The 921-nt window shown below is 53.5% G+C and carries 1 protein-coding gene; it reads right to left on the bottom strand.

Annotated elements, in window-relative coordinates:
• Positions 1–209 precede the first annotated feature (209 nt).
• Positions 210–833, bottom strand: coding sequence for a hypothetical protein (locus tag ACFWW2_RS25270; RefSeq protein WP_393933182.1), 624 nt, complete (start codon positions 831–833; stop codon positions 210–212).
• Positions 834–921 lie beyond the last annotated feature (88 nt).

Below are 921 nucleotides of genomic sequence, written 5' to 3'. Positions count from 1 at the left end.
GTCGATCCAATCTTCAAGCCGATCCGGAAAAAGCGTCGCCTGACTTCGCTCCGCGCCCTCGATATATCCCGACATGCCCGCCTCCAGTCTTTGCCGAAAAGCATACATCATCCGGAGTTTTCACACAGCCTCGGCTGGCACAAGTCATCCGACCAAAACCATAAGATGTCGGTGGTGAGCCCAAACTATAATACATTGAGACCTCTGATTTATCCGTACTTTCTGAGTGCTTCGGACACTGACATTGTTGGCACGCGAAGCCGTCCATTCCCGTTCGGCTCGGCAGCTTCCATGTCGAGATTGAATATCTCGAACTGGTGATCTGACTCTTCGTCCAGCCCAGTCACGATGACATCAAAGGTATAGGAAGGTTCTTCGGCAATGAACCAATGCACGTTGTCATCGTCTTCACCGATCGAAGACAGATCACCCGCGCCAATCAGCCTATCCGCGGTTGGCTGTATGATAAGCGAACGCGCGTTACGCATTACCTGATCATACTGACGAAGCCGGAATGCTCCGGTTAGCGGAAGATGCGCTGATACCATGTTTGCATGGCCGTGCGGTATGATGGAACGACCGGTATCTACAGCGAATATCTTTGGTAAGAAATTCAAGGTCCTGGTCTCGTCGAACCCGAAATCGACGCGTGCTGTTGTCACACCCAGTTCCGCAAATTCGATCTTCGATGCAAGACCGTCAAAGTCTACCCCGGCCATGAGGTCGGTTTCCGGCACCGAGGACAACAATTCACCTATTCCCGTGCGCCAATCCGCGACGGTGTCAACGGCGGCGTAAAACCCTGCCACTGTGGCGGAGCAAAAGTCGGCCACTTGGTGGCGCGCCTTGGGGCGTGATGCCCTCAAATAGCAAGCACGTTCCAAGGCGCGTTGGCCGTTAGGCCAATCAGATGATGATTAG

The sequence above is a fragment of the Yoonia sp. R2-816 genome, from assembly GCF_046762905.1.
Lineage (GTDB): Bacteria > Pseudomonadota > Alphaproteobacteria > Rhodobacterales > Rhodobacteraceae > Yoonia.
The sequence above is the reverse complement of the archived record's forward strand: the minus strand, read 5'-3'. Positions and strand labels throughout refer to the sequence as shown.